The 25,620-nt window shown below is 63.4% G+C and carries 27 protein-coding genes and 3 pseudogenes; 15 read left to right on the top strand and 15 right to left on the bottom strand.

Annotated elements, in window-relative coordinates; translation table 11 throughout:
- Window positions 1–91: 91 nt before the first annotated feature.
- The 6 genes from C722_RS0103275 (at window position 92) to C722_RS0103300 (ending at window position 5,374) form a co-directional block, all read left to right on the top strand.
- On the top strand, window positions 92–1,279 hold the full coding sequence (locus C722_RS0103275; RefSeq protein ID WP_017639132.1) for an amino acid ABC transporter permease: 1,188 nt from the start codon (window positions 92–94) through the stop codon (window positions 1,277–1,279).
- A 9-nt stretch (window positions 1,280–1,288) separates the two neighbouring features.
- Window positions 1,289–2,389, top strand: coding sequence for an amino acid ABC transporter permease (locus C722_RS0103280; protein ID WP_017639133.1), 1,101 nt, complete (start codon window positions 1,289–1,291; stop codon window positions 2,387–2,389).
- A 10-nt stretch (window positions 2,390–2,399) separates the two neighbouring features.
- Window positions 2,400–3,167: an amino acid ABC transporter ATP-binding protein gene (locus C722_RS0103285; RefSeq protein WP_017639134.1), complete on the top strand. Its 768-nt coding sequence runs from the start codon at window positions 2,400–2,402 to the stop codon at window positions 3,165–3,167.
- Between the two features lie 265 nt (window positions 3,168–3,432).
- Window positions 3,433–4,125 (top strand): phosphatidylcholine synthase, encoded by a 693-nt coding sequence (gene pcsA, locus C722_RS0103290; protein ID WP_085982652.1) that lies wholly within the window; start codon window positions 3,433–3,435, stop codon window positions 4,123–4,125.
- Window positions 4,126–4,127: 2 nt separating this feature from the next.
- The gene (locus C722_RS0103295; RefSeq protein WP_177323649.1) at window positions 4,128–4,448 is read left to right on the top strand and encodes a GIY-YIG nuclease family protein; all 321 of its coding nucleotides are present in this window, start codon (window positions 4,128–4,130) and stop codon (window positions 4,446–4,448) included.
- Window positions 4,436–5,374 carry a glutathione S-transferase family protein gene (locus C722_RS0103300; protein ID WP_017639136.1) on the top strand — a complete coding sequence of 313 codons (939 nt, stop codon included), beginning with the start codon at window positions 4,436–4,438 and terminating at the stop codon, window positions 5,372–5,374. Before C722_RS0103295 ends, C722_RS0103300 begins: the two co-directional genes overlap by 13 nt.
- 59 nt (window positions 5,375–5,433) lie before the next feature.
- On the opposite strand, the gene C722_RS0103305 is transcribed toward C722_RS0103300, so the two are convergent.
- From C722_RS0103305 to C722_RS0103330, 5 genes are all read right to left on the bottom strand, one after another.
- A complete protein-coding gene (locus C722_RS0103305) occupies window positions 5,434–6,054 on the bottom strand; it encodes a flavin reductase family protein (RefSeq protein ID WP_017639137.1) in 621 nt (206 codons plus the stop codon).
- Between the two features lie 10 nt (window positions 6,055–6,064).
- Window positions 6,065–6,544 (bottom strand): metallophosphoesterase family protein, encoded by a 480-nt coding sequence (locus tag C722_RS0103310; protein WP_017639138.1) that lies wholly within the window; start codon window positions 6,542–6,544, stop codon window positions 6,065–6,067.
- A gap of 281 nt (window positions 6,545–6,825) precedes the next feature.
- Window positions 6,826–7,944, bottom strand: coding sequence for a hybrid-cluster NAD(P)-dependent oxidoreductase (locus C722_RS0103320; RefSeq protein ID WP_017639139.1), 1,119 nt, complete (start codon window positions 7,942–7,944; stop codon window positions 6,826–6,828).
- Window positions 7,945–7,952: 8 nt separating this feature from the next.
- Window positions 7,953–9,209: an SRPBCC family protein gene (locus tag C722_RS0103325; RefSeq protein ID WP_017639140.1), complete on the bottom strand. Its 1,257-nt coding sequence runs from the start codon at window positions 9,207–9,209 to the stop codon at window positions 7,953–7,955.
- Window positions 9,210–9,332: 123 nt separating this feature from the next.
- On the bottom strand, window positions 9,333–10,256 hold the full coding sequence (locus tag C722_RS0103330; RefSeq protein WP_017639141.1) for a LysR substrate-binding domain-containing protein: 924 nt from the start codon (window positions 10,254–10,256) through the stop codon (window positions 9,333–9,335).
- A 160-nt stretch (window positions 10,257–10,416) separates the two neighbouring features.
- On the opposite strand from C722_RS0103330, the gene C722_RS0103335 reads away from it, so the two are divergent.
- Window positions 10,417–11,127 carry a TetR/AcrR family transcriptional regulator gene (locus C722_RS0103335; protein ID WP_017639142.1) on the top strand — a complete coding sequence of 237 codons (711 nt, stop codon included), beginning with the start codon at window positions 10,417–10,419 and terminating at the stop codon, window positions 11,125–11,127.
- 59 nt (window positions 11,128–11,186) lie between these two features.
- On the opposite strand, the gene C722_RS0103340 is transcribed toward C722_RS0103335, so the two are convergent.
- Window positions 11,187–13,223, bottom strand: a complete 2,037-nt coding sequence (locus tag C722_RS0103340) for an NADH:flavin oxidoreductase (RefSeq protein ID WP_017639143.1) — start codon at window positions 13,221–13,223, stop codon at window positions 11,187–11,189.
- Between the two features lie 177 nt (window positions 13,224–13,400).
- Here C722_RS0103340 and C722_RS0103345 point away from each other — a divergent pair, with 177 nt between their 5' ends.
- The 3 genes from C722_RS0103345 (at window position 13,401) to C722_RS0103355 (ending at window position 16,078) form a co-directional block, all read left to right on the top strand.
- Complete coding sequence (locus C722_RS0103345; RefSeq protein WP_017639144.1) at window positions 13,401–14,150, top strand: electron transfer flavoprotein subunit beta/FixA family protein; 750 nt, start codon at window positions 13,401–13,403, stop codon at window positions 14,148–14,150.
- Window positions 14,150–15,076: an electron transfer flavoprotein subunit alpha/FixB family protein gene (locus C722_RS0103350; RefSeq protein WP_017639145.1), complete on the top strand. Its 927-nt coding sequence runs from the start codon at window positions 14,150–14,152 to the stop codon at window positions 15,074–15,076. The genes C722_RS0103345 and C722_RS0103350 overlap by 1 nt, the downstream gene beginning before the upstream one ends.
- 120 nt (window positions 15,077–15,196) lie before the next feature.
- Window positions 15,197–16,078 (top strand): glycine betaine ABC transporter substrate-binding protein, encoded by an 882-nt coding sequence (locus tag C722_RS0103355; RefSeq protein WP_017639146.1) that lies wholly within the window; start codon window positions 15,197–15,199, stop codon window positions 16,076–16,078.
- Window positions 16,079–16,144: 66 nt separating this feature from the next.
- Here C722_RS0103355 and C722_RS0103360 read toward each other — a convergent pair whose 3' ends face one another.
- From C722_RS0103360 to C722_RS0103370, 3 genes are all read right to left on the bottom strand, one after another.
- Entirely contained in the window at window positions 16,145–17,674 is a 1,530-nt protein-coding gene (locus tag C722_RS0103360; protein WP_017639147.1) for an apoptosis inducing factor family protein, read from the bottom strand.
- Between the two features lie 79 nt (window positions 17,675–17,753).
- Window positions 17,754–18,668, bottom strand: a complete 915-nt coding sequence (locus C722_RS0103365; RefSeq protein ID WP_017639148.1) for a cation diffusion facilitator family transporter — start codon at window positions 18,666–18,668, stop codon at window positions 17,754–17,756.
- Complete coding sequence (locus tag C722_RS0103370; protein ID WP_017639149.1) at window positions 18,668–19,093, bottom strand: hypothetical protein; 426 nt, start codon at window positions 19,091–19,093, stop codon at window positions 18,668–18,670. Before C722_RS0103370 ends, C722_RS0103365 begins: the two co-directional genes overlap by 1 nt.
- A gap of 102 nt (window positions 19,094–19,195) precedes the next feature.
- On the opposite strand from C722_RS0103370, the pseudogene C722_RS24560 reads away from it, so the two are divergent.
- A pseudogene (locus C722_RS24560) lies at window positions 19,196–19,576 on the top strand (DEAD/DEAH box helicase); the annotation flags it as partial.
- A gap of 111 nt (window positions 19,577–19,687) precedes the next feature.
- Here C722_RS24560 and C722_RS0103380 read toward each other — a convergent pair.
- Together C722_RS0103380 and C722_RS0103385 are read right to left on the bottom strand one after the other, a co-directional pair.
- The gene (locus C722_RS0103380; RefSeq protein ID WP_015275564.1) at window positions 19,688–20,287 is read right to left on the bottom strand and encodes a DUF6088 family protein; all 600 of its coding nucleotides are present in this window, start codon (window positions 20,285–20,287) and stop codon (window positions 19,688–19,690) included.
- 167 nt (window positions 20,288–20,454) lie between these two features.
- Complete coding sequence (locus tag C722_RS0103385) at window positions 20,455–20,745, bottom strand: helix-turn-helix domain-containing protein (protein ID WP_003292631.1); 291 nt, start codon at window positions 20,743–20,745, stop codon at window positions 20,455–20,457.
- Between the two features lie 104 nt (window positions 20,746–20,849).
- Between C722_RS0103385 and C722_RS0103390 the strand changes: the two genes are divergently transcribed.
- Window positions 20,850–21,296 carry a hypothetical protein gene (locus C722_RS0103390; protein ID WP_003292632.1) on the top strand — a complete coding sequence of 149 codons (447 nt, stop codon included), beginning with the start codon at window positions 20,850–20,852 and terminating at the stop codon, window positions 21,294–21,296.
- A gap of 44 nt (window positions 21,297–21,340) precedes the next feature.
- Here the strand turns inward: C722_RS0103390 and C722_RS0103395 are convergent, their stop codons facing one another.
- The gene (locus C722_RS0103395) at window positions 21,341–21,649 is read right to left on the bottom strand and encodes a hypothetical protein (protein ID WP_026083617.1); all 309 of its coding nucleotides are present in this window, start codon (window positions 21,647–21,649) and stop codon (window positions 21,341–21,343) included.
- Window positions 21,650–21,840: 191 nt separating this feature from the next.
- A pseudogene (locus C722_RS26900) lies at window positions 21,841–22,196 on the bottom strand (S16 family serine protease); the annotation flags it as partial.
- 458 nt (window positions 22,197–22,654) lie between these two features.
- Between C722_RS26900 and C722_RS0103410 the strand changes: the two are divergent.
- On the top strand, window positions 22,655–23,125 hold the full coding sequence (locus C722_RS0103410; protein WP_017639153.1) for an antitoxin Xre/MbcA/ParS toxin-binding domain-containing protein: 471 nt from the start codon (window positions 22,655–22,657) through the stop codon (window positions 23,123–23,125).
- Between the two features lie 12 nt (window positions 23,126–23,137).
- Here the strand turns inward: C722_RS0103410 and C722_RS0103415 are convergent, their stop codons facing one another.
- Complete coding sequence (locus C722_RS0103415) at window positions 23,138–24,091, bottom strand: endonuclease (RefSeq protein WP_017639154.1); 954 nt, start codon at window positions 24,089–24,091, stop codon at window positions 23,138–23,140.
- A gap of 104 nt (window positions 24,092–24,195) precedes the next feature.
- On the bottom strand, window positions 24,196–24,903 hold the full coding sequence (locus C722_RS0103420; protein ID WP_026083620.1) for an SOS response-associated peptidase family protein: 708 nt from the start codon (window positions 24,901–24,903) through the stop codon (window positions 24,196–24,198).
- 271 nt (window positions 24,904–25,174) lie between these two features.
- Between C722_RS0103420 and C722_RS26610 the strand changes: the two genes are divergently transcribed.
- Together C722_RS26610 and C722_RS25625 are read left to right on the top strand one after the other, a co-directional pair.
- Window positions 25,175–25,417, top strand: a complete 243-nt coding sequence (locus tag C722_RS26610; protein WP_017639157.1) for a LexA family transcriptional regulator — start codon at window positions 25,175–25,177, stop codon at window positions 25,415–25,417.
- Window positions 25,405–25,620, top strand: a pseudogene (locus C722_RS25625) (DNA polymerase V subunit UmuC); the annotation flags it as partial. The gene C722_RS26610 and the pseudogene C722_RS25625, both read left to right, overlap by 13 nt.

The following is a 25,620-nucleotide window of genomic DNA, read 5'->3' on the forward strand; positions in this document are numbered from 1 at the left end:
CTTAGTCGCCGAACACCTTCCGGATGTGCAGATTCTCGCCCTGCAGCGCTACCCGCGCTGTGGGGCGAGAATTTAATGAGGCTCCAAGTAGATGCAAAACGTTAGCAAACCGTCCGCACCGGTCCGTGGGTCGCTGCTCACCGACCCGCAGGTACGCTCCTGGCTGTTCCAGATCGTGGCCGTGGTCGCCGTGGTGGCCTTCGGCTGGTTCCTGTTCGACAACACCCAGACCAACCTCGCCAACCGGGGCATCACCTCCGGCTTCGGCTTTCTCAACAACACCGCCGGCTTCGGCATTCCCCAGCACCTGATTCCGTACAGCGAAGGCGATACCTACGGGCGCGTCTTCCTGGTCGGTCTGCTCAACACCCTGCTGGTGTCGGTCATCGGGATCTTCCTGGCGACCATCATCGGCTTCAGCGTGGGTGTGGCGCGGTTGTCGAACAACTGGCTGCTGCGCAAGGTCGCCACGGTCTATATCGAGACCTTCCGCAACATTCCGCCGCTGCTGCTGATCTTCTTCGTCTATTTCGCCGTGCTCGCGCCGCTGCCGGGTCCGCGCCAGAGCCTGACCCTGGGCGATGCCTTCTTCGTCAACAACCGCGGCCTGTACATGCCGGCGCCGATCGCCGATGCCGGCTTTTTACCCGGTCTGATCGCGCTGCTGATCGCCATCGTCGCCAGCGTGGTGGTGGTGCGCTGGGCGCGCAAACGGCGGCATGCCACCGGCCAGCGCTTTCCGGTGCTGTGGACCGTGCTGGCGCTGCTGATCGGGATCCCGCTGCTGGCGGCCCTGGTCTTCGGCAGGCCGTTGCACTGGGAAGTGCCGGAATTGCAGGGCTTCAACCTGCGCGGCGGCTGGGTGATCATCCCCGAGCTGGTCTCCCTGGCATTGGCCCTGTCGGTCTATACCGCGGCCTTCATCGGCGAGACGGTGCGCGGTGGTATCCAGGCGGTCAGCCACGGTCAGACCGAGGCGGCCAGCTCCCTGGGGCTGCGTCCGGGCCTGACCTTGCGGCTGGTGATCATTCCCCAGGCCTTGCGGGTGATCATTCCGCCACTGACCAACCAGTATCTGAACCTGATGAAGAACTCCTCGCTGGGCGCCGCGGTGGGCTATCCGGAGATGGTGGCGCTGTTCGCCGGCACCGTCCTGAACCAGACCGGCCAGGCCATCGAGACCATGGCCATCACCATGAGCGTCTACCTGGCCATCAGCATCAGCATCAGCATCCTGATGAACTGGTACAACAAGCGCATCGCGCTGATCGAGCGTTAAGGAGCGCGTATGAGTAACCAGACCCATACCTTCAAACCGGACCTGCCGCCGCCGCCTTCCAGCGTCGGTGCCCTGGCCTGGATTCGGGGCAATCTGTTTTCCAGCATCGGCAATACCCTGCTGACGCTGTTCGGTCTCTACATCGTCTGGCTGATCGTACCGCCGGTGGTGAACTGGGCCTTCATCAATGCCACCTGGAGCGGCAGCACCCGTGCCGATTGCGCCCCGGGCGGCGCCTGCTGGGTGTTCATCAAGGAGCGCTTCGGGCAGTTCATGTACGGCTTCTACCCCGGCGATCAGCGCTGGCGTGTGGATCTGACCGTGGTGATCGCCGTAATCGGCGCCATCCCGCTGTTCCTCGACAGTTTCAAGCACAAGGCTCGCTACGGTCTGGCCCTGCTGGTGATCTATCCGCTGGTGGCCTTCTGGCTGCTGTATGGCGGTTTCGGTCTGCGCGTTGTGCCCACCACCGAATGGGGTGGCCTGATGCTGACCGTGGTGATCGCCGCCGTAGGCATCGTCGGCGCCTTGCCGCTGGGCATTCTGCTGGCCCTGGGACGGCGCTCCAAGCTGCCGGCGATCAAGGTCATCTGCGTGACCATGATCGAGTTCTGGCGGGGTATCCCCCTGATCACGGTGCTGTTCCTGTCGTCGGTGATGCTGCCGCTGTTCCTGCCCGATGGCATGAACCTCGACAAGCTGTTGCGCGCCATCGTCATGGTGATCATCTTCGAGGCGGCCTATATCGCCGAGGTGGTGCGGGGTGGCATGCAGGCCATTCCCAAGGGCCAGTACGAAGCCGCCGCGGCCATGGGCCTGGGCTACTGGCGGACCACCGGTCTGGTGATCCTGCCGCAGGCGCTCAAGCTGGTGATCCCGGGCATCGTCAACACCTTCATCGCGCTGTTCAAGGATTCGAGCCTGGTGGTCATCATCGGCCTGTTCGACCTGCTCAACAGCATCAAGCGCGCCACCTCCGACCCGGCCTGGCCTGGTCTGTCCACCGAAGGCTATGTGTTCGCCGCCCTGGTCTTCTGGATTTTCTGTTTCGCCATGTCCAGCTACTCCGCCCGTCTGGAGCGCAAGCTGAACACCGGCCACAAGCGTTAGGAGTCAACAGATGAACGTAAGCAACAAGCAGCCGGTCGACAGCAGCAAGGTCATGATCCAGCTCAAGGACGTGAACAAGTGGTACGGCCAGTTCCACGTGCTCAAGGACATCAACCTGACCGTGACCCAGGGCGAGCGCATCGTGCTGTGCGGACCGTCCGGCTCGGGCAAGTCCACCACCATCCGCTGCATCAATCGCCTGGAAGAGCACCAGAAGGGCCAGATCATCGTCGACGGCACCGAGCTGACCAACGATCTCAAGCAGATCGAGACCATTCGCAGCGAAGTCGGCATGGTGTTCCAGCACTTCAACCTCTTCCCGCACCTGACCGTGCTGCAGAACTGCACCCTGGCGCCCATGTGGGTACGCAAGCTGCCGAAGAAGCAGGCCGAAGAGATTGCCATGCACTACCTGCAGCGGGTGCGCATTCCCGAGCAGGCCCACAAGTTTCCGGGCCAGCTGTCCGGTGGCCAGCAGCAGCGCGTGGCCATCGCCCGGGCGCTGTGCATGCAGCCGCGCATCATGCTGTTCGATGAGCCGACCTCGGCGCTCGACCCGGAGATGGTGAAGGAGGTGCTGGACACCATGATCGGTCTGGCCCAGGACGGCATGACCATGCTCTGCGTAACCCATGAGATGGGCTTCGCCCGCACCGTGGCCAACCGGGTGATCTTCATGGACAAGGGCGAAATCGTCGAGCAGGCCGCTCCGGACCAGTTCTTCGACAACCCGCAGAATGAGCGTACGCGCCTGTTCCTCGGGCAGATCCTGCACTGAGACGCGACCGGGGTGGACACCCATCCGCCCCGGTCTACCTGCGAACCCAATCACGGGCGTTCGGCGGGAAGGCGGGCAAAGGACCTCAAGGCGCGGTATCCTCGATGTTTGGCGCCCGGTTTCCGGGGTCGGCGGTCAAGGTCCGCCTTGCCGTTCACCGGCTTCATTGTCGATTTCGCAGCGCATCGCTAGAACGAGCGGTGCGCCGGGCAGTCGAAGCCGTCATCATAGAGAGACGCCCGTGAACTCCATTTCCCATCCGCTCATGCTGACAAAAGCCAAGGCCTGGGGCGCCCATGCGGTGACCTCCAGTGGTGTGATCCTCGCGCTTCTGGCGCTGCTCGCTCTGGTCGACGGTCAACCCAAGGGTTGCCTGATGTGGCTCGGCATCGCCCTGCTCGTCGACGGTCTCGACGGCACCCTGGCGCGCAAGTTCGAGGTCAAGCGGGTATTGCCCCACTTCGACGGTTCGGCGCTGGACCTGGTGGTCGACTACCTGACCTACGTGTTCATTCCGGCCATCTTCATCTATCGCTTCGTCCCCTTGCCGCCGCACTTCGAACTGGTGGCGGTGGGCATCATCCTATTGTCGTCGCTGTTCTGTTTCTGCAATGTGAACATGAAGAGCGCCGACAACTACTTCGTCGGCTTTCCCGCAGCCTGGAACGTAGTGGCGCTGTATTTCTACGTGCTGGACCTGGCGCCCTGGTTCAGCATGGCGGTGGTGCTGGTACTGGCCGCCCTGACCCTGACCCGGGTCAAGTTCCTGCATCCCTTCCGTGTGCGCCAGCTGATGGCGGTGAACATCACCGTGACCTCCATCTGGCTGCTCAGCAGCGCGATGATGGTGTTCGTGCATCCCGACAAGCCGCTGTGGCTGATGGTGCTCTGGTTCGCCAGCGGCATCTACTTCGTTGGCGTGTGCGTCTGGCGTACCGCCCGGGAGTGGTTCGCCTGACGGTGAGCGACGACCCCCTGCCACCCGCGCGCACCTGGTATGTCTACCTGGTGCGTGCCGAGAATCAGGCGCTCTATTGCGGCATCAGCGATGATCCCGAGCGCCGTTTCGCCCAGCACCGCAGTGGCCGCGGTGCCCGCTTCTTCGCCTCCAGCCCGGCCCAGGCGCTGGTCTATGTGGAAGCCTGCGGCGACAAGTCGGCCGCCCTGCGCCGCGAAATCCAGATCAAGAAGCTACCCAAACGAGCCAAGGAATCCCTGGTGCTGGCCCTGTCCGGCACCCTATCCGCGGCTGATTCAGGAGTGCTGTCATGTCCGAGCTGATTCTGCATCACTACTGGCAATCGCCCTTCGCCGAGAAGGCGCGCCTGCTGCTGGGCTTCAAGGGGCTGGCCTGGCGTTCGGTGATCATTCCGCGGATGCTGCCCAAGCCTGAGCTGGTGGCCCTCACCGGTGGCTATCGCAAGACGCCGGTGCTGCAGGTGGATGCGGACGTCTATTGCGACACGGCCCTGATCGCTCGCCGCCTGGAGGCGGAAAAGGCCGTGCCGGCGTTGTTCCCGGAAGGCCAGGAGGCGGTCGTGGCCGCCTTTGCCGGCTGGGCGGACTCGGTGCTGTTCCAGCACGCCGTGGCGCTGATGTTCCAGCCGGAGATCATGGGGCCGCGCCTGGCCAGCCTGCCGCCGGAGCAGGCCCAGGCCTTTCTGGATGACCGCAAGGCGCTGTTCAGCGGCGGCAGTCTGAACCGCCTCAGCCCCGATCAGGCCCGGCAGCAGTTGCCGACGCTGCTAACCCGGTTGGAGATCCAGCTCCAGCGTGCCTCCGGTGAATTCCTCTTCGGCGCGCCCTCGGTGGCCGACATCGCCCTGGCCCACAACTTCTGGTTCCTCAAGAGCACGCCGCAGCTGGCGCCCTTGATCGACGAGCGCCCCGAGATCGCCGCCTGGTTCGCTCGGGTGCTGGGTTTCGGCCACGGTACCCACGAGGATCTCGGCGCCGCCGAGGCGCTGGAGATCGCCAGGACGGCGGAGCCGGTGGCCTTGCCGCGTGACCAGGCGCTGGCCGTGGAGGGCTTTGCCTGGGGCGAGCGAGTGAGCGTGGCGGCGACCGACTATGGCGTGGATCCCGTGGTAGGTGAGCTGGTCCATGCCGATAGCGAAGCCCTGGTGATCCGTCGCCACGATGAGCAGCTGGGGGCCATCCAGGTGCATTTCCCGCGCCTGAATTTCCGCGTCAGTGCGGCGAATTAGCCCTCGCGAGAACAACAACGGCGCCCAAGGGCGCCGTTTTGCATTCCGGAGCGCGCCGGTCAGTCCGGGCGGCGCATGCGAAACAGCGCGGCCTCGGTGATCTCGAAATAGTCGGCCGGGCCGCCGCCCCGTACGATGGGACGAGCGGCTGCGGTCTGATAAATGCCGTCCTTGAGCAGGCGCTTGTCGATATGGGCCGCTACCACCTCGCCCAGCACCAGCCACTGGTCCAGGTCGTCACCGGCAGCGGTCTTGAGCCGTACGATCTGGCTCAGCCTGCATTCGAAGGCCACCTGGGCCCGGGCAACCCGTGGCACCTTGACGAGGGTGGAGGGTGCGGGTTCGAGGCCCGCCAGAGCGAACTCGTCCACCTCCGGCCCGACCATGGCGCTGCTGGCGTTCATCTCCTCGGCCAGTTCGCGGGTGGCCAGATTCCAGACGAATTCACCGGTGCGCTCGATATTGGCCACGCTGTCCTTGTAGCCCTGGCTGGAAAAGCCGATCAGCGGCGGCTTGTAGTTGAAGGCGTTGAAGAAGCTGTAGGGCGCCAGGTTGAGGATGCCGGCTTCGCTTTGCGAAGAGATCCAGCCAATGGGGCGCGGCGCGACGATGGCGTTGAAGGGATCGTGGGGCAGGCCATGGCCCTGGGCGGGTTCGTAGGAGTAGTAGTCGATGCTCATCGGGGTTCCTTCAGGGAGTGAGTTCCAGGATCTCGGCCTGGATCTGGCCGGCGTCCAGGGTCAGGCGGCCGACGCTGATCGGCAGGCGAAAGCGCCGTGGGCCGGCGCTGCCGGGGTTGACGTAGAGTACGCCATCACGCGTTTCGATCAGCGGCTTGTGCGAGTGCCCGCTGACCACCACGCGCACCGCAGCGCCGGCGGTCTCCAGGTCGAGCTCCGGCAGGATGTGCAGCATATGGACGTCGACCCCGGCCAGGGTCAGGGTGACGCGCTCTGGGATGTCATCGGCCCAGGGCACGTCGTCGTTGTTGCCCCTGACCACGGCCAGAGGTGCCAGCTCGCGCAGGGCGTCGAGGATCTCCGGCTTGCCGATGTCGCCAGCGTGCAGGATGAAATCGCTGCCGGCCAGGGCCTCCAGTGCCTGGGGGCGCATCAGGCCGTGGGTGTCGGCGATCAGGCCGATGCGATAGGGGCGAGGCGCAGTGGGCATGTGGTCACTCATGGGGGCTCAGGCTCTCTCAAGGCCTTTGGCTGGATCGCTGTCGATCACAGGCCTGGCCGTTTACGTTGAGAGGTGTCCAGGCGCGCAGGAGTTCTACGCGGAAGCCAAACGCTGGAAGCAATCGTCAGTTCAGCACCCAGCGCATCTGGCAGGCAACTGCGCTGGGTGCCGATAGCGCGCAGTCACATGGCGGTCGGATACCGGGATGACGTCTGGCTCGTGCTGCTGAAGAGTACCGATGCAGGCGCGTTGGCGATGCCTGACGACCGCTAGAGGTCGAGCACCAGATCGGAGGTGGGTTTGCTGCAGCACAGGAGTCGTAGCCCGCGATCTATCTCACGCTGGCGAATGCCGCCGGTGTGCTGCATCTCCACCTGGCCTTCGAGCAGGGCCGTCTTGCAGGTGCCACACAGACCCTGGCCACAGGAGGAAGGCACGATGGCCCCGGCACGCTTGGCAGCGCTGAGCACGGTCTGGTCGCCTGCCATCTTGAATACCTTTCCCGAGCGGGCCAGGGTGACGGTGAAAAGGGTTTCGCCGACCGTGGCCGGCGCGGCATCGACAGGGGCCGTCGGGCTGCCGATGGCGAAGCTTTCCTGATGATAGTGGGAGAGATCGAACCCTCCTTCGCGCAGGGTGCGCTGGACGGCGTCCATATAGCCCTGGGGGCCGCAGGTAAAGACCTCGCGCTCGCGAAAGTCCGGCACCAGTCGCTCCAGCAGGGCGAGATCAAGGCGGCCGAGCGGGCCCTGCCAGTCCGTTTCGGCGCCGGACGCCTCACAGATGGCGAAAACCTTGAGGTGCCGTCGCGCGGCCTGCAGCTGTGCCAGTTCGGCGCGAAAGATGATGTCCTGGGGGGTACGGGCACTGTGGACGAAGGCGAGGTCCGGGTCGCCACCCAGGTCGAAGGCGGCGCGAGTCATGGCCATCAGCGGCGTGACGCCCGAGCCGGCGGACAGATAGAGCAGTTTGCGCTGGGGATGCCCAACCGGGGTGAAGATACCTGCCGGACCGGCGGCCAGCAGGCGACTGCCGACCTGCAGGTGATCGTGCAGCCAGTTCGACACCGGCCCGCCGGGCACACGCTTGACGGTGATGGCAAAGTTGAAGGGGCGGGTCGGCGTGGAGGACAGGGTGTAGCACCGCGAGAGACTCAGGCCGTCGAGGGTCAGCGACAGGGTGATGAACTGTCCGGGCTCGAAGGCGAGGGCTGCGAAATCGGGGCAGCGGAAGACGAAGGTCTTGACGTCGTCGGTCTCGACCTGGATGGCGCAGCATTCGAGGATCTTCTGTTCGGCACTGCTCCAGGACGTGCCGAACGCCGACCAGGTCTGGACGTCGCTGAGCCGGCTGTCTTGCAGGGAGGCGAAGGCGGTGAGGGTCGTCATGGTATTCCTCACACTCCGTGGGCCGCGAGGCGGGCAGCGTACCAGCGGGTGAACTGCTCGACGTAGGTCTCGGTGAAGGTCGAGAAGGGGCCGGGCACATAGGCGGGATCCTGGGTGCCGCGATGGGTGATGGCGACAAGTCCGGCGTCCTGCAGGTTGGTCGCCTGCCAGACCTCGGTCAGGGTCTGGAGGTCGTAGTCGACACCCTCCACGGCATCGGCATGAACCAGCCATTTGGTCCTGACCAGGGTCTGGTCCGGTCCGAGCGGGATGATGTAGGACACCACGGCGTGATCGCTCATGACGTGGGTCCAGGAATTGTGGGTCCAGAAATGCACATCGCCCAGGTCGCGGCGCGTCAGGTCGCCCAGCAAGCGGGTGCAGGCCACCTGGGTGGTCAGGGTCTGGGATTCGCCATGATTGGCGATGACCAGGCGCTGCGAGCGGAACTGGGTGATGCTGTCCTCTTCCAGGTGTTCGACGGCGGCACAGAGGTGGCCTTGGTCTTCCCAGCTCTGACGGGCCTGGGCGTTCTTCGCCTGATAGGCCGCCAGGGCCTGGAGCGATTCCGGACTCATGCCGTCGGTACAGACACCGAAGTCTTCCGGCAGGAAGGAGGCGTTCAACTCGGGGTGACCGGCGGCGCAGTGATAGCACTCGCGGTTGTTCTCGATAACCAGCTTCCAGTTGCCGTTCTCGATGATCTCGCTCTCGTAGGCGATCTTGCTGTACTGCAGGGCATAGGGGGCGAAGCGTGGTGCCATCTCGGTGGCGAGGGCGTCGATGTCCTGGGGCGACTCGTCACTCAGGCAGACCAGGATATGGGCACCCACTATCCGTACGGCCACCGGTATGAGACTGCGACAGCTGGCGTCGAAGTCCTTGCCCATGTGCGCGGCATGTTTCAGTTGGCCGTCGAGGTCGTAGGTCCATTGGTGATAGGGGCAGACCAGCATGCCCACGGTGGATTTGCCCGCTTCCTTGAGCCGCGCGCCGCGATGCCTGCAGACGTTACGAAACGCCCGGATGTTCTCGTCGTCGTCACGTACCAGGATGATCGAGGCCTTGCCGATATCCAGGGTGGAGACGTCGCCCGGCTCGGGAATGTCCGCAGTGACGCCGACCACGATCCAGTGCCGGGTGTAGAAGACCTCGAGGTCGGTCGCGAAGACATCCTGTCGGCCATACAGCTCACCAGGAAGACCATGGCCCGGCTGGCGCTGGGCGAGCAGGTCGCGATGGCTCTTGGCAGGGGCATTGTCCATGGGGCACCTCAAGGGAGACGTTTACCGGGATGTGTGGCCGCAGTATCGAAGTGCCCCCGAAAGGGGTCAACGCGCTTTATTGTTACGCTGGCATGAGCCATGGTTATGCCAGGGAAGCCAGGCCTAGAGCGGTTCGCGGGCGATTGGCTCCTCCTGCAGCCAGGCCAGCAGCAGATCGCTGGCCACCGACTGGCGGCCATGGGGTGTCACCAGGTAATAGGCGTCGCGTGGCTTGACGATGAAATCCGTCACCCGGATCAGGTGGCCGTCGGCCAGCAGGGGGGCGACCAGGCGATTCCAGCCCAGGGCGATCCCCAGGCCCTGAGTAGCCGCCCGGATGGTATCGGCATAGTGGGTGCAGCGCAGGCCGATGCGCAGCCGCGGTGGGGTATGGTCCAGGGCGCGGAACCAGGTGCTCCAGGTCATCCAGCCTTCCAGTGTCGCATCCGAGTCGATGAGCGGGCTCTGGTAGAGGTCCGCGATGGAGTGCGGTGCGGCATGGCTCGTCAGCCATTCGGGTGCGCAGACCGGAAAGACCTCTTCGTCGAACAGCAGGGTAGCCGTGCCGTCATCCCAGCTGCCATTGCCGTAGCGGATGGCCAGGTCGGCCTCGCGATGCAGCGGCGGGACCAGCCGCAGCCGGAGATCGGGCAGCAGTGCCTGCAGGGCCGGCAGGCGGGGCATGACCCGCAGGTGGGAGAAGGCGCTGGTGCAGGCCAGGACGATCTCGTGCTCGGCCTGGCCATCGAGGATCTTGTCGAAGGTCGCCGCGATGCGCTGCAGCGAATCGCCCATGACCAGAAACAGCGCGCTGCCCTCGGGGGTGAGCTGGATGGCCCTGTGCAGGCGGTGGAACAGGCGGGTATCCAGCAATTCTTCGAGAAAGCGGATCTGCTTGCTCACGGCGGCCTGGGTAACGCCGAGTTCCTGGGCGGCGACGGTGAAGCTGCCGAGGCGAGCGGCGGCCTCGAACACCAGCAGGGCGTTCATGGACGGAATGAGCCGGCGATAGCCCTTGGAACGGCGCATGGATTCGGAGCGCTGCATGGGAGCCAGCCTGAGCAGAGGGCGAGCGGTCGCCAGGGTCATGTCTTCAGCCCCGGATTCACACGGCCATGACCGTCGAGAAGCCAGGACTCACCTTCGTGCACAGAAAAAGCGCGGTGCTGTACAGTTGCCGGACAGTATTGCACGGGATGAGAGGTCGATGGCGCGACAGAGCAAGGCGCGGGACAAGGACGCGGACAGTGGCTGGCGGGGTTCGGCCGATGGCTGGCTGGAGGCGGCCTACGAGGCCTTGAAGGAGTCCGGCATCGACGGGGTCAAGGTGATGCCGCTCGCCAAACGGCTGAAGCTGTCACGAACCAGTTTCTACTGGTTTTTCGAGGATCGGGAGCAATTGCTGGCGGCACTGCTCGAGCGCTGGCGCGACAAGAATACCGGCAACCTGATCCGGCAGTGCGAAAGCTACGCGGAGAGCATCGCCGAGGCGATCCTCAACGTCTTCGAATGCTGGTTGGACAACACGCTGTTCGACTCCCAGTTCGAGTTCGCGGTACGCAGCTGGGCGTTGCAGTCCGAAGAGGTGGCAGCGGCCATCGCCGCTGCCGACCGCACGCGCATGGCGGCGCTGTCCACCATGTTCCGGCGCTTCGGCTACGACGCCGATGCGGCCGACACCCGGGCGCGCACGCTGTACCTGACGCAGATTGGCTATATCTCCATGAAGACCGACGAGGGACTGACCGAGCGCTTCCGGCGTATTCCGCACTACACCAGCATCTTTACCGGCGAGCGGCCTGCCCAACGCGAGCTCGACCGCTTCTTCGGCAAGTTCGGCTATGCTGAGACCGAGCCTGGAGTCTTCGTACCGCTCAGCGAGACCTTCCGGCAGGCGCCGACAACCGACGAATACTAGGGCGGCGGTCCTCACGCCCTGGCCCCCGATCCGGAGGCGGGGAAAGGCGTGCAGCGGCACTACAGGTCCTTCATCAGTCGCAGCGCATCGTAGACCGCCGCATGGGTATTGCGCGCGGCCACGGCATCGCCGATGCGGAACAGCTGGAAACGCCCGGCCGGGTTGGTGACGATGTTCTGCGGCTTGCCGGCGATCAGGTCCTGGTGCTCCACGGCGCCATCGTTCTTCGACTGCGGCCTTAGTTCGAAATAGAGATCGTCCAGCGGCACCGTCCCGTGGTTCACCACCACCTGATCGACTATGCGTTCCTTGTGGACGGGACCGTAGTCGCTCTTGAAGGTAGCGACCAGCCTGCCATCGCGCCGCTCGACCCGGTCGACGCGGTAGGTCACCGTGAAGGTCACGTCGAGGTCCTGCAGCGTCCTCATGTAGGGCACCAGGTTCATCGCCATGACTTCGGCGGAAAAGGCCCGGTCGGGGGTGACGATCTCCACGCCGGCGCCGCTCTTGGCGATGACTTCCGCGGCCTGCAGGGCGGCATGGTCGCCGGCGTCGTCGAAGATCAGCACTTGGCGCCCGGGTTTGACGTCGCCGGAGATGATGTCCCAGGTCGAGACGGTGAGGTCGTTGCCCTGGCTGAGGATCTCGGTGTGGGGCAGGCCGCCGGTGGCGACGATCACCACGTCGGGTTCTTCGGCCAGCACCGTATCGGCTTCGGCCCAGGTGTTAAAGGCGAACTCCACGCCCAGGCGTTCGCACTGGGCCATGCGCCAGTCGATGATGCTGAGCATCTCGCGCCGTCTTTCGTTCTGGGCGGTCAGGCGGATCTGGCCACCCGGTCGATGGGCCGCTTCGAACACCTTGACGCGGTGCCCGCGTTCGCCGGCTACCCGGGCGGCTTCCAGCCCCGCCGGACCGGTGCCGATGATCACCACCTTGCGCGGCACCGCCGCCCTGGGGATATCGTGGGGCATGGTGGTCTCGCGGCCGGTGGCGGCATTGTGGATGCAATAGGCCGCACCGCCCTGGTAGATGCGATCCAGGCAGTAGTTGGCGCCAACGCAGGGGCGGATCTCTTCTTCGCGCTTCTCGATGATCTTGCGCACGATGTGCGGATCGGTCATGTGCGCCCGGGTCATGCCAATCATGTCGACCTTGCCGGAAGCGATGGCGTGGCGCGCGGTGGCGACATCGGGAATCTTCGCCGCATGGAAGGTCGGGAAGCCGGTGGCCGAGCGGATCTCGCCGGCGAAATCCAGGTGCGGCGAGTTGCGCATGCCCTGGATCGGGATCACATCGGTAAGGCCCGCATCGGTCTCGATATGGCCGCGGATCACGTTGAGGAAGTCCACCAGGCCACTGTCCTTGAGCAACTGGGAGATGGTCATGCCTTCGTTGGCATCGATGCCGCCTGGCAACGTCTCGTCGCCGGTGTAGCGAATCCCCACCAGGAAGTCCTCGCCGCAACGCTGGCGAATGCCGCGCAGGATCTCGAAGGTGAAGCGCATGCGGTTTTCCAGCGAGCCGCCATAGGGGCCGTCCAGGGTGTTGGTCAGCGGCGACCAGAACTGGTCCATCAGATGGCCGTAGGCCTGCAGCTCCAGACCGTCGAGGCCGGCGTACTTCATGCGCTCGGCGGCGTCGACGTAGTCCTTGACGATGCGCTCGATATCCCAGTCTTCGATCTGCTTGGGAAAGGCCCGGTGCGCGGGTTCGCGCTCATGGGAGGGCGAGACCACCGGCAGCCAGTCGGCCTTGTCCCAGCGGGTGCGCCGGCCCAGGTGGGTGAGCTGGATCATCACCGCGGCGCCATGCTCGTGGCATTCGTCCGTCAGGTCCCGCAGCCAGCCCACTACCTCGTCCTTCCAGGCCAGCACGTTGTTGAACACCGGCGGGCTGTCGCGGGAGACGGCCGCCGAACCGGCCGTCATGGTCAGGGCGACCCCGGCCTTGGCACGTTCGACATGGTAGGCCCGGTACAGCGCCTTGGGCATGCCGTCCTCGGGATAAGCCGGCTCATGGGAAGTGGTGATGATGCGATTGCGCAGGGTCAGGTGCTTGAGCTGGTACGGCTGCAGGAGCGGATCGGTGGACATCTCGGGCTCTCCGGGCGAACGACATCAGGCGTGTTTTCGCTCAATCTGGATTCAATGTACAGGTGTGTCAACAAATAAATCTGTCGTGTACATTTCTCTTGCCGAAGGTGATGGGCTCTGGCTAGGATTGGGCCATTGCCGGTGGTTGTCATGGCCTCAATAGCCCCAGGAGAGACGATGAAAGTGCTCGTTGCGGTGAAGCGCGCTATCGATCCGAACATCAAGGTTCGCGTAAAGGCCGACGGTTCCGACGTCGAACTGACCGGCATCAAGATGGCACTGAATCCCTTTTGCGAAATCGCCGTGGAGGAGGCCGTCCGCCTGAAGGAAAGGGGCGTCGCCCAGGAGGTCGTGGTGGTGACGGTCGGCAGCAGTGCGGCGCAGGAGCAGTTGCGCACGGCCTTGGCCCTGGGGGCCGACCGAGCGCTGCTGGTGGAGCTGCCAGGCCCCCTGGAACCGCTCAACGTGGCCAAGGCGCTGGCCCGGGTGGTCGAGCGCGAGCGCCCAGACCTTGTGCTGTTCGGCAAGCAGGCCATCGACCAGGAGAACAGCCAGACGGGCCAGATGCTGGCGCAGCTCGTCGGTCTGCCCCAGGCCACCTGCGCCTCGGCCCTGAGCCATGCGGCGGGCGAGTGGATCGTCGAGCGCGAGATCGATGGCGGGCGCCAGACCGTCGCGCTGCGTTCGCCCGCCGTCGTCACCTGCGATCTGCGGCTCAACGAGGCCCGCTATGCCTCGCTGCCGGCGATCATGAAGGCCAAGAAAAAGCCCCTGGAGGTGCTTGACGGTACGACCCTGGGCGTCGCGACCAGAACGCATACCCGCCTACTGGGCGTGCAGCCCCCGATCCAGCGGACGGCGGGCATCCGGGTCCAGTCCGTCGACGAGCTGGTAAGCCACCTCAAACAGCGTGCAGGAGTGCTCTGATGTCCAGTCTGATCGTCGCCGAACATCACCTTGGCCAGCTCAAGGCCGCCACGGCAAACGTCATCATGGCGGCCAGGGAGCTGACGCAACCGATCGAGCTACTGCTGATCGGGCCGGGCGTTTGCGCCGCAGCAGAGCAGGCTGCAGCCTTCGCCGGGGTAGAGCGGGTGCTGGTGGCCGAGACCGCCGAGTCGTGTGCGCCCGAAGTCCAGGCCGAGCTGATCGCCAGGCTGGCGGGACGCCGTCCTGGGCATGTGCTGGCCGAGGCGAGCACCCAGGGTCGCAGCGTCCTGCCGCGCGTGGCTGCCTTGCTGGATGTCGGGATGATCGCCGAGGTCATCGCCATCGACAGCCCGACGGTGTTCCGCCGACCGATCTATGCCGGCAATGCCATCGCCTGCGTCGAATCCCTCGATGAGGTGCGAGTCCTGACCGTGCGCGCGTCCGCTTTCGCCGAGGCTGAGCGATGCGCGACGTCTTGCCCGATCGTGCGGATCGAGGAGGCGCTGGCACCGGCCGCGAGTCGTCTCGTCAGCGAGGTGCTAAGCACCAGCGCACGGCCCGAGTTGGGCAGTGCGCGCGTAGTGGTGTCCGGTGGGCGTGGCCTGGGCAGTCGGGAGAATTTCGCCCTGGTCGAGCGGGTCGCCGATCGACTAGGCGGCGCTGTCGGAGCCTCCCGTGCCGCGGTGGATGCCGGCTTTGCGGGTAACGATCTGCAGGTGGGCCAGACCGGCAAGCATGTCGCGCCCGACCTCTATCTGGCCGTGGGCATCAGTGGCGCCATCCAGCATCTGGCGGGCATGAGCGGCTCCAAGGTCATCGTCGCCATCAACCAGGATGGCGAGGCGCCCATCACCCAGGTCGCCGACTACACCCTGGTAGCCGATCTGTTCGAAGCCCTGCCGGCCCTCGAGCAGGCGCTGTAGCAAGCCCTCCCTGCAGCGGCGCGGCCGTGCAGGCACAGGCCCTTCAACCCTAACAACAATGCGTTCTTCGACTTGAGACTGCCAGCAACAACAACACTACAAACGCCGGAGATAGAGCTGATGAATGTCGTACAGAACATGAAGCGCAAGGTCCTGGGTCTGGTCGCCGTGTTGGGCCTGACGATCGCCAGCCAGGGCATTCACGCTGCCCAGGGGCCGGTCCGCATCGGCTGGGTCAACTGGTCGGACGCGGAAATCACCGCGAAGCTCGCCCAGATTGCCATCGAAGACCAACTCAAGCTGCCGGTGAAGATGGTGCAGGCCGACATCGGCATCCAGTTCCAGGCCATGGCCAATGGCAGCATCGATCTCATTCCCATGGTCTGGCTGCCCACCACCCATGCGGTGTTCGTCGACAAGCACAAGGACAGGCTCACCGACCTGGGCGTGCTCTACGAGGGCAAGCTGGGCATGGCGGTGCCGGACTCCATTCCCAAGAGCGAACTCTCCAGCGTCGAGGATCTGAAGAAGCCTGAGGTGCGGGCCAAGCTCGATGGCAAGATCCTTTCCTCGGAAGTCGGCAATGGCCAGTACAAGCTCACCGAGAAGGCCTTCGACGTCTACCAGCTCAAGGGCTACAAGATCGTCGCGTCGTCCGAAGTCGGCATGCTCACCGAGATGGATCGCAATCTGAAACGCGGCAAGTGGTCGGTGATCAATGCCTGGAGTCCGCACTGGATGTTTTCCAAGTGGAAGCTGCGCTATCTCGACGATCCCAAGGGCGTCTTCGGTACGGCGGAACAGATTCACGCCATCGCACGCAAGGACTTTCCGGCCGAGTATCCGAAGATCGCCACCTTCTTCGCCCATTACCACCTGCCGGACGGCGACCTGCAGCAGCTGATGCTGCAGGCCCGGGAAAGCTCCGCCGACAAGGTCGTGGCCGATTACTACGCCGCCCACAAGCAGATGTTCGCCGACATGTTCAATGGCAAGAACTGAGCGCCCAAAAGCTGGCTATCCGTCCAATGAGGACGTGCCCGGTCACCCGAGCGCGTCCTGGTTGGATCAAGACCCGGCCAGAATCTCCAAGGCGCGAGCCCGCGGCAGAGGCTGCCGCATGAGCTGGCTCAGCACCGCGGTGGCACGCTCTCGTTGGCAGGCGACTACACCCACTACCAGATCCTCGGCCAGCAACAGGGCGACGAAGGTCTGATCACCCAGGCTGCCGTCGAGGTGCATGTCATCCCACTGGCGCGGATGGCCGAGGTACTCGTAACGCTTGCCGTGATGCAGGGTCCAGAAGAACGGCACGTCCGCGTAAGTTTCGGCGTGGCCGAGCAGGTTGCGTGCCGCCAGGCGGCCGTGTTGCTGGGCCAAGCGCCAGTGCTCGATCCGGGTCGGCTGACCGGCATAGGGGAAGGTGGCCAGATCGCCGACGGCGTAGAGACCCTCGGCGGCCCTGAGCTGGCCGTCGACCGGGACGCTGCCGTCGTCAGCCAGGGGCAGGTTGACGAGGAAGGCAGTCGCCGGGGCGATACCGGTACCCACCAGTACTAGGTCGGCGGGTAGGCGGGTACCGTCCTTGAGCCTGACCTGGCGGACCTGACCCTCGCCTTCGAAGCCGATCACCTCGCTGGGCGCGTGGAAGATGATGCCATTGGCCTCGTGCAGGGTCTTGAAGTGCTGGCCCAGGGTCTCGCCCATCTGCTTGACGAAGGGTAGGGAGGCGGGGGAGACCACGTCCACCGCCAGGCCCTGCTTGCGCAAGGCGGAGGCGGCTTCCAGGCCGATGAAGCTGGCACCGACGATCACCGCGCGGCCCTCGGCGGGCAAGTCGGCCAGGATGGCGGCCGCGTCAGCGCGGGTCCGCAACAGTTGGATGCCCTTGAGGTCGGCGCCGGGAACGTCAAGCGGCCTGGGTTCACCACCGGTGGCGAGCACACAGCCGTCGTAGGTCAGGGTCTGTCCGTTGGCGAGTTCCAGCTGGCGGGTCTGGGGATCCAGGCGGATTACCTCGGCGTGCAGGCGTTCGATGCGCTGCTGGCGGAAGAAGTCGGCCTCGCGCAGCGGCGGCGCTTCGTCGGGGGCCTTGTCGCCCTGGAGGACGAATTTGGACAGGGCGGTCCGATCATAGGGCTCCCCCGGTTCGTGGCCGATCAACAAGAGGCGCCCGCCGTAACCGAACTCACGCAGGGCAGCGGCGGCGGCCGTGCCTGCGGCGCCCGCGCCCACGACGACGAACAGGCGCTCGTCGCGTTGAGTTTCGGCCGCCTGTACCGGCAGTGGCTCGCTGCCCACCAGCACCTCGCCCTCACGCACCTCGACCGGATAGCGCTGCAGCGCATCCAGCGCCGGCGGTTCGCACAGGCTGCCATCGTCGACGGCAAAGCTCGCCTTGTGCCAGGGACAGACCAGCCGCCCCTGGCAGACGGCGCCCTCGGCCAGCGGGGCGCCGGCATGGGGGCAGTGGGTCTGGAAGGCCCGCACCTGGTCGCCGACGCGCAGTAGCAGGATTTCGATGTCTTCGATCTTGACCGCGGTGCCACGGTCTTCGCGCAGGTCGGCGAGGCGCGCGACCGGGTGCAGGGTTTTCATGGTGAACTCCGGCGCCGTCTGGGACGCTCTCAAATCAGGCTATGCAGATTCGAGGGAGCGCAACGGTGCCGGGTTCCGCTCAGGTGGCGGGCGGCAGCGGATGACGATGGGGCACGTCGGGCGCATCCAGCGGATCGGCGTGGACCAGCACCTCGGCCTGGGGATACTCGGCGCGGATGGCCGCTTCCACCTCGTCGCACAGCACATGAGCGCGGGACAGGCTCATCTGCCCCGGCAGCTCCAGGTGCAGTTGCACGAACCAGTGATTGCCGGAGAGACGGGTACGCAGGTCATGGGCACCAATCACGCCGGGTACCTGGCAGGCCAGCTGCAGCATGTGCTCGCTGATGTCGGCGGGCAGTTCCTGGTCCATCAGCACGCCGAAGGAGTCACGGGCGATGCCATAGGCGCTCCAGAGGATGTAGAGGGCGATGGCCAGGCCGAACAGCGGATCCAGCCAGTACCAGCCGAAGCCGGTCAGCGTCAGGGCGATCAGGATGCCGACGTTGAGCAGCAGGTCGGAGCGATAGTGCAGAGCGTCGGCGCGGACCACCGTGGAATCGGTGAGACGGATGACGTGTTGCTGGTAGGCCACCAGCACGGCGGTCAGGACCAGGGAAAACAGGGTGACGACGATACCCAGGGCATGGGCGCCAAGGGGCTCGGGTTGCTGCAGGCGACCGATGGCCTGCCAGGCGATGAGTACGGCGCTGACGCCGATGAACACCGCCTGGGCGATGCCGGCCAGGGATTCGGCCTTGCCATGACCGTAGCGGTGGTCGTCGTCCGCGGGCTTGAGGGCGTAGTGCACTGCCAGCAGGTTGAACACCGAGGCCAGGCCATCGAGCAGCGAATCGGTCAGGCCGGCGAGCAGACTGACCGAGCCGCTGAACCACCAGGCCACGGCCTTGGCCAGGATCAGCGTCGTAGCCACCGCTACCGAGGCGGCGGTGGCGCGACGCAGGAGCCGCTCGGTGCGGTGCGGGTCGCTCATCAGGCGCGCGGCGCGAGACCCAGGCTGGCGAGCTGCTCGTTGCTGCCGCTGCGCTGCAGCAGGCGCGGATCGTCCAGCGGCAGGTTGTGACCGGTGGCCTGCTGGATGATGGCCTTGAGGCGCGCGCGATCGACGCTGCCGTCCGGATTCACCGCCTTGTTCAGCTCGCTGGGATCGACCTCGGCGCGCTTGTTGTCGGGCAGGTAGATGGCGCCGGTGGCGAAGTCCACGCCAAAGGCGATCAGGCCGGGAATGATGTAGAACAGCAGGCCGATGGCATCGAGGGCGACGATGCCCGGATCGATCCGGCCACTGCCGGTGATCTGGCCGCGGCGCTCGGGATAGAACAGCGAACCGCAAGCGGTCAGCTGGGTGAACAGGGCGGCGGCGAGGACGCCACACACCGCGCGGGTACGCATCGACATAGACAACCTCCGGTTGGATGAGGACGCCACTATAGCGGCCGGAATCACGGCGGGCGAGACGCTTTATACTGCCCGCCCCGTTGAGACCACCGGCCGAGCCCCATGACGCCCTTGCCCATCGATGTTGTCCTGCCCGACCTGCGCCAGGCCCTCGCCCGCCGTGATGACTGTGTGCTGGAAGCGCCGCCCGGCGCCGGCAAGACCACCCGGGTGCCCCTGGCGCTGCTGGACGAACCCTGGCTGGCCGGTCAGCGCATCCTGCTGCTCGAACCCCGACGGCTGGCGGCCCGCGCCGCAGCCGAGCGTCTGGCCGCGGAGCTGGGTGAAGGCGTCGGCGAGACGGTGGGCTATCGCATCCGCCTGGAAAGCCGGGTAGGGCCGCGCACCCGCATCGAAGTGGTCACCGAGGGCATCCTTACCCGGCGGCTGCAGGATGATCCGGCGCTGGACGGTGTCGGCCTGGTGATCTTCGACGAATTTCATGTTTTGCTAAATGCGCAGTAAGTCACATTGTCTTGTCAGAAAAGCCAGCCACGTCTCGCCTCAGGCTTTGGTAGCTGCCAGTAGGTGGAGTCGGGTAGGTGCTATTGCGCACTACTCAATCTCCTTGGCAGCAAAGCGCAATGCCGACCGCATCCACTCCGGCATCTTGCAGGCCCGGAGCTTCATCAGCTCTTCGCCGCTCAGCGCACTAACAATCTTGGAAACCACATTAGCGGACAGCCCTTCTTTCCCGATGTAGTAGAGAGCAGTAAGCGCCACACCTACCGTCGTGCCGGCGTGCTGCAAGCGGTCCTTGGATACGTGGCGGAGGCGAACCACCGCATTGCCAACCTTGATCTCGCGAGTAGATCCGCTGGTGTAAAAGGTCGGCAACACCTGCATCTGTGTGCTGAGGCCCAACCTCCGAACAGCCTCCGCGCCGTGTATCTGGATCGTCTCGCCGTTCGCCTTCGTGATGACCTCCACGACAGCCAGCGGACTCGGGCGCACCACCCTGCCGGTGTACTTGCTCATTTTGGGGCGCATGTAGACACCGCGAGCGACTCGCTCCAGCGTGCCTGATTGCACCAGCCTAGAAAGCGCTTTATTAATCGACGCACGGGAACCGACCTGCGCGAACACCGCGCCGGCAAATGGCCTCCCCTTTGGCATGTGCTTGACTCGATTTAAAATAGCTTGCGCGACGGACATATGAGCCCCAAAAAGTCAGAATCCACATATTTTCTGACGCCCACAAAAACTATAAGCCCTGCCAAAAACAGGACCTCCAGGCCAGCCACAGGGGGACAGAGGGACAGCAAGATCAACACTCACTGTGCGGCCACGGAACCGGCCCCTCACACAGCCTCGCTGAGTAATCAGTCAGGTTCGACTAGAGCTCTCAACTCCTCACCAACCTTCTCCAGGAGCTGCTCAAAACTTTCAGGAGCTTCGGATCCAAGCAAGTAGGTCAGGGCCAAGAGGGTGACAGGGTGAGTGTCGAGCACCGTGCAGAGGCTATCGAGCTTTTCGAGAGTCGGGCTCGTTGCCCCGCGCTCCAGCATGCTGACGAAGGTACGACTGCTAACGAGCGAGAAATCTTCCTGTGCCAGCCCCCTACGCTGCCGCACGAGCCTCAACGCTTTCCCGAACGAATCCCGGACTTCCATTTTGCTGCTCCGCAAAATGGAACGATGAAGCGCGATTGAACAATATATGACTACAAAATATATTGTTCATCAATCAAGTACAATTATCATTAGGAGATTGGCGCGTGTTCAAAACTAGTCGGAATGCGGAACTGCTTCCTGGGCTCTCCACAGCGCCAGATGGCGTGCAGTTCTGGTCATATGTCGAGCTAGAGATGACCTGGCCCTGGTTCTACCTGCAGATCGTTGAGGACGATGGAAACGCGGCCTTTCGAAGCATGCTAATGGTTCCGTCGGTTCCATTGCTGGAACAGGTCATAGCTGCGCAGACCGAGCACGCCTGGCTGGAGCAGGCGTATCTTGTGAGTCCCGGGCATATGAACGAGGTGGGTCGCTGGTTGATGGAGCCGTTACTGGAGATCCTTTCAATTCGTGATGCACAAGGTAGCGAGCTTGGGCACCAGTACCGAGTGGAGGGAGATCGCACGTACTCAACATCAGCGTGTCAGTCTCTCGGCAGTCGAATTAGTAAACACGTGATCTTCTCTGCTGCATTACATCTGCGAGGCTAACGCCCCACTTCCTACCCGTATCCATAGTCCCATCTGAACCGAGCTCAGTTGTCTTTCCAGAATTCGCTCCGCTGCACAAGGCCGAACTCATCGCCAGCCCTATCGGGATTCTCGTCGAACATGGTGTTGACCATACGCTCGCGGCGGAGACCACTCAGCGCTCGGAAAAAGCAGGCCTCACAGAGATGCACCTCATAACGCTCGCCATCATGCTTGGAGCCATACCCCCAATGAGCCTGAAGGGTTCCAAACTGGAAACCATGACCTTCAACGCGAGTACTCTGACAACACACATCACAGGTAATGTCTGCGACCGTTTCAGTCGGCAAAATAACAAAATGCTTCACGAACAGCACCTCCAGCGGTGACAGAGCCCTTGCCTGGCGACCTCTTCAATTTACCTGCAGACCGTCACCATTTACCCCAGGAGAGGGGCCCTTGGACGACATCCACCTTAAGTCAGTGTCCACTCAGCCCGGGACAGATCTCATAGCCTGGAAAGCAGGGCGTCATCGTTGCTCGGTACAAATCTAAAACTCGAAGCTCAATCCACACCTAAAGCCTTGATCACCGCATCGACGGGATCCGCGTAAAAACTCGTCTGAAACTTGGTGAACAGTTCTGGGGGGATGGTTGGCAGATCCACCGCGCTGCTCATAGGCAACGCGACCCGCTTGCCGCCCGCATCAAAAGCCACCTGCAGACACTCCGCAATGCTTTCCACTGGAGTGATGTTGCCTCCCAGGCTCATATCGCCAGTACTACCATCTGCCCCTGGGCGGGGCGCCCCAGCAAGCCGGAGGCGAAAGCTACCAAGCTAGCGAGTGCCATGTGGGTCAGCGGACCAGTGTTTTGCAATTCCACCACATGCAGGTGGAAATCATGTTCTAGAACCCTGGACACAATCTGCTTCGGGTCGATCGCTCTCAAGGACTGCTTTTGGCCGAGGCTGTGTAAAAACGTTTTCGAGCGCGACAGGTACTCAAAACCGGACTGGAAATCGCGCATCTGGGCGAAATCCACATCTGCTGAGGTGCCGAAAAATTTCAGATTTCACGTAGACGCGCGCACTTCAATTTTGACGAAGCGTTTTTACACACTCTGGGCCGATTGCGGCCAGTGCCGACGGTGAGCTACCGCCACGTTCTCCTCAAGGAGAGCTAGAGCGTGTTCCGACCGTCGACGCCGGGCAGCTCAGCTGCGCAAGGTGGAAATGAACATTCGGAGTGTGCGTCGGGTGATGCACGCAATTGACTGAGACGATGGACAGAGCGATACCAGATCCAAGCACCTACCTGCCATATGGTGCGCCAAATGGCTCTAAAATCATGTCATATGTAGCATCCGGAGGTCACGCCATGGATTCCTCACACGCTTGCGCTCGCTGGGCAGCGTCCGCCCCCCGTAAGCCAACGGAATACCTTCTCCAAAAAAGTACTGACCAGCTCAGCCCGGTCATGGTCTACAGGCTCACGGTCAAAGGCTTTCCTCTGGAAGATGTGAAAGACATGCTTGCGCTATCTGATCTGTATTCAACGAAGAAGATCATGAGTCGCATTTTTGGTAAGTCCATCAGAACCATTCAGCGCCAGGGCAATAAGCAACCAGCACACCTAAATTCGCAGCAGAGTGCCATTGCTTTTCAGTACGCGAAAGTGCTGGAGCACGCGACCCACGTGTTCGGCACTCAGAAGCTGGCTGAAGAATGGCTAGGGCGCCCCTGCAGGTATCTGGACGGCGATGTGCCGCTGGACGTTATCGATAACCCGGTGGGGTTTCTGGCAGTCGAAGATTATCTGAAGCGTATCGAGAACGGGGTCTATCAGTGAATCCAAGAAGAGCTAGCGACAGTTCCCGGCCTTCCTGTAATCCGCGGCGATAGCTGCGGACTCATTGGAGAAAAACTCCTGGTTTTTAGGCGCCACTTTGGCGTAGCTCGGGCAGTCCTGCGGCAGGTGATACACCCGGCTGTTCCGGTTTCCAATGATCAAGTCACGGGCCACGGCTTTAGCGGAAGAGGGCGCTGCGATCCTGGTAGGAAGCAGGCTCACAAGCCCTTCTCGCAATGGCTTGTGCCCCAATGTCCAAGCGCGCTCGCCAGTAATGAAGGGGTTGTGGTGCCCCATGACTTTTGCCGTGCGGCTGTCCCACTCCCGTTCCCACGTCGAAACCGGATGCTGGCGATCCCAGGCCATCAGCAGCTGTTGTTGTTGACGCGACATCGTTAAACCATAGCGGTCGTACATGTAGAATGTCGATCTGGCAACCAGGCCCTTCACCTCATCACGCGGCTCGGCGGAGCGTGCCTTGAAGTCCACTCTGGTGGTGCATGCGCCGTAAAGGGCAGCGCCGCCAGCCACCAACCCATACTGGTAATTGCTGCGGTCGCCGTTCACTTCACCCACGGACGGGTAAAGATTGAAAAGGTCGGCCTCCATCGCCCTGAAGACTGGGTCGTCCGCCACGCAGTTCTTCCTCCCACCGTTCTGCCAGCACTGCCGTTGGTGGCCGAAGATCCAGGCTGGCACGATGTGTTCCCATTCAATCCGCTCCGCGCGCGTCTGCTGAGCCCGCGTATCGTAACCGCACGAGGCGGCGTCGATTCGCCCGCCTGATTTGCCCACCCACTTCCATGCGCAGCCGCAGTAAAGATCTCCGAGCCCGGTAGACGCCTGGTCATAGAACACCTTGTTCTTGGCGATCGCTTTTGCGGCGGTGAAGGTCGACGGTGGTTCGGCGAGGGCGAGGGAGGTGATGACCAGCGTGGCAAGGCTCGCCACTATCAAGCGCTTCATAGGGGCTACTCGGGTAAAACGAAACGGCATTGTACGGATTAGGCTGGCGGCGCCCAGTGCTTAAAGCTTTGGTAGTAAAACGGCCTATGTAACCCCCGCTGTGCCTATAAAGAAGGGTCATCGATTTGCTCGATCAAGTGCGCACCTTCGTTCCTCACGTTCCCGACCGCCCGGTCCACTGCGTGCCATTCGAATGCTTGCACCGGCAGCGCCAAATTACTCACGATTTCCTCGGCGCGCTCAGGCGATATGCCGGGCTCGATCCATTCCCGCGCTAGATCCGGAGGCAGCACGACTGGCCCCCGGTCGTGGATGTCGAGCATCCCTTGGTCGCTGTCAGCCGTGATGATCACGAACCCGTCGCCTTCCTGCTCTTCCATCCTGTCCTCTCGCCTGAACTGCCCCAGCGCCGCGAACCACATCGGCTCGCCTGATCTCAATCGGATGTAGTAAGCCTGCTTCTTTTTTGGATCGACCGGGTCTTTCACCCACTCGTACCAGCCGTCAGCGCCGACCAACATGCGGCCGGTGCGCCAGACATCCCGAAAGAACTTGCTGGTGGAGACCGTCTCCACGCGAGCGTTAATTGCCGGCGGGCGTTTGCCCTTGGCCCACCAGGGCTGGTAACCCCACGGGAGCTTGGCCATGCGCAGACCAGAAGCGGTCTCAAAGAACACCAATACCCTGGAGCGGGGCGGTACGTTGTAGCGGCTGATGGGCTCTGGGTCGATGCCGCTATCGATGGGCTTGTCGTAGCGCAGCGCCTCGAGGTACTCGATTGCTGTTCGGTATTGGCTGAATCGTCCGCACATGAACCCTCCGGTCATCGCAGTTAAATTGACCCACGTGGCGCTCCTCTGGTATCTGTATATATATACAGTTATCGCAGAGCAGTACGACAATGCGGGTCACTATTCTGGGGCGCCTCAGCCCCGCAAAAATATTCTCTCAGTACGTGGACAGCCGGGTGCCGGCGGGTTTCCCATCACCTGCCGCCGACTACGAGGAGCTCACTCTATCGATCGACGACTTGGTCGATTTGCGGGCACCCAACGTCTACCTTTGCGAGTGAGTGGGCCAAGTATGATTGGCGCTGGGATCTATGATGGGGATGTGCTGGTGGTCAACCGCGCCCTCGAGGCGCGGTCAGGCAACGTAGTTGTCGCGTACGTGGACGGAGGAATGACGGTCAAGCGCCTGCAGATCTCCGGTGCGGGCGTGTGGCTGCAGCCTGAAAACACCGATTACAGGGCGTTGGCCGTCACCGAATCGCTGCACGTGTGGGGCGTGGCCACACACAACCTGCACAGCCTATGTTCGCGCTGATTGACTGCAACAGTTTCTACGCCAGCTGTGAACGCGTCTACCGACCTTGGCTCGACGCCGTGCCAGTCGTGGTGCTGAGCAACAACGACGGCTGCGTTATTGCTCGCACCCGCGAAGCTAAGCGCCTAGGCATCCCTATGGGCGCACCGTACTTCCAGTGGCGAGACCAGATGCGGGAGTGGGGTGTAGTCTGCTTCTCCAGT

The sequence above is a fragment of the Pseudomonas sp. 313 genome (assembly GCF_000316965.1).
Classification (GTDB): domain Bacteria; phylum Pseudomonadota; class Gammaproteobacteria; order Pseudomonadales; family Pseudomonadaceae; genus Chryseomonas; species Chryseomonas benzopyrenica.

What these genes read in the sequence shown, in the direction of transcription:
- C722_RS0103275 (WP_017639132.1), top strand. Translation starts at nt 92, where the DNA reads ATGCAAAACGTTAGCAAACCGTCCGCACCGGTCCGTGGGTCGCTGCTC.
- C722_RS0103280 (WP_017639133.1), top strand. Translation starts at nt 1,289, where the DNA reads ATGAGTAACCAGACCCATACCTTCAAACCGGACCTGCCGCCGCCGCCT.
- C722_RS0103285 (WP_017639134.1), top strand. Translation starts at nt 2,400, where the DNA reads ATGAACGTAAGCAACAAGCAGCCGGTCGACAGCAGCAAGGTCATGATC.
- pcsA (WP_085982652.1), top strand. Translation starts at nt 3,433, where the DNA reads ATGCTGACAAAAGCCAAGGCCTGGGGCGCCCATGCGGTGACCTCCAGT.
- C722_RS0103300 (WP_017639136.1), top strand. Translation starts at nt 4,436, where the DNA reads ATGTCCGAGCTGATTCTGCATCACTACTGGCAATCGCCCTTCGCCGAG.
- C722_RS0103305 (WP_017639137.1), bottom strand. Translation starts at nt 6,054, where the DNA reads ATGAGCATCGACTACTACTCCTACGAACCCGCCCAGGGCCATGGCCTG.
- C722_RS0103310 (WP_017639138.1), bottom strand. Translation starts at nt 6,544, where the DNA reads ATGCCCACTGCGCCTCGCCCCTATCGCATCGGCCTGATCGCCGACACC.
- C722_RS0103320 (WP_017639139.1), bottom strand. Translation starts at nt 7,944, where the DNA reads ATGACGACCCTCACCGCCTTCGCCTCCCTGCAAGACAGCCGGCTCAGC.
- C722_RS0103325 (WP_017639140.1), bottom strand. Translation starts at nt 9,209, where the DNA reads ATGGACAATGCCCCTGCCAAGAGCCATCGCGACCTGCTCGCCCAGCGC.
- C722_RS0103330 (WP_017639141.1), bottom strand. Translation starts at nt 10,256, where the DNA reads ATGCAGCGCTCCGAATCCATGCGCCGTTCCAAGGGCTATCGCCGGCTC.
- C722_RS0103335 (WP_017639142.1), top strand. Translation starts at nt 10,417, where the DNA reads ATGGCGCGACAGAGCAAGGCGCGGGACAAGGACGCGGACAGTGGCTGG.
- C722_RS0103340 (WP_017639143.1), bottom strand. Translation starts at nt 13,223, where the DNA reads ATGTCCACCGATCCGCTCCTGCAGCCGTACCAGCTCAAGCACCTGACC.
- C722_RS0103345 (WP_017639144.1), top strand. Translation starts at nt 13,401, where the DNA reads ATGAAAGTGCTCGTTGCGGTGAAGCGCGCTATCGATCCGAACATCAAG.
- C722_RS0103350 (WP_017639145.1), top strand. Translation starts at nt 14,150, where the DNA reads ATGTCCAGTCTGATCGTCGCCGAACATCACCTTGGCCAGCTCAAGGCC.
- C722_RS0103355 (WP_017639146.1), top strand. Translation starts at nt 15,197, where the DNA reads ATGAATGTCGTACAGAACATGAAGCGCAAGGTCCTGGGTCTGGTCGCC.
- C722_RS0103360 (WP_017639147.1), bottom strand. Translation starts at nt 17,674, where the DNA reads ATGAAAACCCTGCACCCGGTCGCGCGCCTCGCCGACCTGCGCGAAGAC.
- C722_RS0103365 (WP_017639148.1), bottom strand. Translation starts at nt 18,668, where the DNA reads ATGAGCGACCCGCACCGCACCGAGCGGCTCCTGCGTCGCGCCACCGCC.
- C722_RS0103370 (WP_017639149.1), bottom strand. Translation starts at nt 19,093, where the DNA reads ATGTCGATGCGTACCCGCGCGGTGTGTGGCGTCCTCGCCGCCGCCCTG.
- C722_RS0103380 (WP_015275564.1), bottom strand. Translation starts at nt 20,287, where the DNA reads ATGTCCGTCGCGCAAGCTATTTTAAATCGAGTCAAGCACATGCCAAAG.
- C722_RS0103385 (WP_003292631.1), bottom strand. Translation starts at nt 20,745, where the DNA reads ATGGAAGTCCGGGATTCGTTCGGGAAAGCGTTGAGGCTCGTGCGGCAG.
- C722_RS0103410 (WP_017639153.1), top strand. Translation starts at nt 22,655, where the DNA reads ATGGATTCCTCACACGCTTGCGCTCGCTGGGCAGCGTCCGCCCCCCGT.
- C722_RS0103415 (WP_017639154.1), bottom strand. Translation starts at nt 24,091, where the DNA reads ATGAAGCGCTTGATAGTGGCGAGCCTTGCCACGCTGGTCATCACCTCC.
- C722_RS0103420 (WP_026083620.1), bottom strand. Translation starts at nt 24,903, where the DNA reads ATGTGCGGACGATTCAGCCAATACCGAACAGCAATCGAGTACCTCGAG.
- C722_RS26610 (WP_017639157.1), top strand. Translation starts at nt 25,175, where the DNA reads ATGATTGGCGCTGGGATCTATGATGGGGATGTGCTGGTGGTCAACCGC.